Raw genomic sequence first — 1,005 nt, 5'->3', positions numbered from 1 at the left:
CCTCGATGCGAACTATGTGCGTGACGGTCGCTGAGGTCATCCGTACTGCTCGGCGAAGTGGCGAGGGTCGAATCCGGTTGACCGCGTTCAGTGGGGTTGCTGTACTCGGCTGCTGTACGACGCGTCGGCTCAAGCTGCCTGGGAGACGAGATGACGGACCACCATGGTGCCTACGAGCCGATTACGCCAGCCCACGAAGCACTCGTGAACGGGGACATCGCCGAGCTGACCCGGTTGCTCAACACTGGTGTCGATCCAAATGAAGTGTGGAACAACATGACTCTGCTGTTGCACGCGATCGATATCGAAGCAGACGGGGCATGCCAGAACAACGAGCCGCTGGATGCCGCAAGCACGGCGGTGCTGCTGGCCTACGGTGCTGATCCGGAGCGCTGCGGGCCGCGGGGAGAGATCCCTCGGCTGTACGCCTTTCACTACGGCCACGGACCTGCAGTTCGGCTGATCGAAGCACACATCGCGCGTGCTCGCGGCGCGGTGCTCCCCGATCCATGTCCAACCCTTCCCCCGGCAAAGCCGTCCCGTACCGTGCCGTAGTCCACGCGGGCCACAGCACCCATTTCGACCGCCACACTCCCGGTTTCCCATCCCGTCTGCCGTCGGCCCGCACGTATGTGGAGCGGGCGTGGTTCCTGGCGTCCAGGTGGAGCGCGCCACTGTACGAACGACCTGGACGCCAGGGGCCGCGTCTGCTCGGCTTGCCCGGGTCGATGGCAGGTGGGATGGGAGCTCCCGCACCCCTCCCACGACGATCCCGCTGGCGCCGGCCGGGCCTGGTCCATCTCGGAGCCGGAGCGCCCCCGCCGGAGGCATCTCTTTGACCGGTCTGTGCGGTCTCGCCTCATGCCATCGGCTTCCCCCCTCGTGGGCGCGCGCGGCGTCGGCCGTGCCGAGCGGGGCGGAGACATGAGCGACGGCGCGGCCGGGCGCCGGACGCGCGCCCGGCGGAGCGCCAGCGACGCCGGGAGCTTGATGAGGTAGAGAAAC

At 67.8% G+C, this 1,005-nt stretch carries 1 protein-coding gene; it reads left to right on the top strand.

From position 1 onward, the window contains the following. Positions 1-150: 150 nt before the first annotated feature. The gene (locus K7862_RS37045; RefSeq protein ID WP_262414387.1) at positions 151-555 is read left to right on the top strand and encodes an ankyrin repeat domain-containing protein; all 405 of its coding nucleotides are present in this window, start codon (positions 151-153) and stop codon (positions 553-555) included. Positions 556-1,005 lie beyond the last annotated feature (450 nt).

This window comes from Actinacidiphila acidipaludis, assembly GCF_019890725.1.
Lineage (GTDB): Bacteria > Actinomycetota > Actinomycetes > Streptomycetales > Streptomycetaceae > Actinacidiphila > Actinacidiphila acidipaludis.
The sequence above is the reverse complement of the archived record's forward strand: the minus strand, read 5'-3'. Positions and strand labels throughout refer to the sequence as shown.

Bases quoted from the DNA above. Each gene is read 5' to 3' on its own strand.
- K7862_RS37045 (WP_262414387.1), top strand. From the start codon at position 151: ATGACGGACCACCATGGTGCCTACGAGCCGATTACGCCAGCCCACGAA.